This window comes from Nocardia sp. CC201C (assembly GCF_030010695.1).
In the GTDB taxonomy this organism is placed as follows: Bacteria; Actinomycetota; Actinomycetes; order Mycobacteriales; family Mycobacteriaceae; genus Nocardia; species Nocardia otitidiscaviarum.
Genome location: NZ_JASCXP010000720.1, coordinates 1 through 1,368, shown reverse-complemented (window position 1 = coordinate 1,368; position 1,368 = coordinate 1). Strand labels below are relative to the sequence as shown.

The window sequence follows — 1,368 nt, the reverse complement described above, 5'->3', positions numbered from 1 at the left end:
TGAAAATGTCGATATCACATGGCTATCACCGTTCTGCCACAACAGAATTCACGATAGAATAGGGGCATGAATCCGGAGGGGGAAACATCGGGTGGTGACAGTGCGGCCGGGTTGTCGGCCGCGATGGACACCCTGCTCGCGACCGACCTCACCGGACTGTCGGATTCCGATCTCGTGGCTGTGATGCGGGAAGTGGAGTCGGTGCGGTGTCGGATGGCGGCGTTGTCGCATCGGATGATCGCCGAGGTCGAGGACCGGCATCTGTGGCAACGCGCCGGAGCCAAGGGCACACGCGGGTTCCTGATCGACGTGTTGCGCCTGTCGGCGGCGGAGGCGGGAGCACGGGTGCGGGCGTCGATGCTGTTGCGGCCCCGCATGTTCTGCGGGGACCCGACCCCGGCCCTGTTACCGACGACGGCGGCCCTGCAGGCCGAGGGGGTGGTGTCGCCGGAGCACGCGCGGGTGATCATGCGGGTGATGGACCGCATCCCCCACGCGGTGCCGGTCGCGCGGCAGGCCGAGGCCGAACGCCAGCTCGCCGAGGCGGCCACGCAGATGCCGCCGGAGTACGTGACCAAGGTCGGACACGTCCTGCTCACCTGCCTGGACCCCGACGGGGTGCTCACCAACGACGACGACCGCGCCCGACGCCGGGAGTTGGTGGTGGGTAAGCAGCGGGTCGATGGCATGAGCGAGATCCGTGGTGTGCTCGACCCACAGCTGCGGGCCCTGCTGGATGTGGTCTTGGCGAAGTGGGCGCGTCCGGGCATGTGTAACCCCGAGGACCCCGACAGCCCCCGTATGGGACCCGGCGTGATCGACCAAGACACCATGGAGGGGGCGGCGCGGCGGGACCGGCGCACTGCCGGGCAACGCCATCACGACGCGTTGAAAGCGTTCCTCGCGGCGGGAGGCGGACCCGAACAGCTGGGTCAGCATAGAGGCGTGCCGGTCTCGGTGATCCTGACCCTGAGCGTGACCGACCTGCAGGCAGGGTCGGGGTACGCGCACACGGCGTCGGGGTCGGTGATGTCGATCCCCGACGCCCTGCGCATGGCCGAGGGCAGCTATCCGTTGTTGATGTTGTTCGACGGGCAGGGGTTGCCGTTGCATCTGGGGCGCGGCAAGTATCGGTTGGCGTCGTCGTGGCAGCGGCTGGCGTGTATCGCCGCCGACCGAGGCTGCACGCGTCCGGGCTGTGAGGCCCCGGCGACGATGTGCGCGGCACACCACATGATCCCGTGGTTGCGGGGTGGTCGTACCGATATCGACAACCTCACCCTGGTGTGCGATCGCTGTCACGCCCAGATCGCCGAGGACGCCGAGGATCCGACCGGCTGGGCCACCCTCGGACGCAACGGCAGCATC

The 1,368-nt window shown here is 68.3% G+C and carries 1 protein-coding gene; it reads left to right on the top strand.

Annotated elements, in window-relative coordinates:
* Positions 1-66 precede the first annotated feature (66 nt).
* On the top strand, positions 67-1,368 hold a 1,302-nt coding region (locus QK444_RS36255), incomplete at its 3' end, for an HNH endonuclease signature motif containing protein (protein ID WP_282786637.1).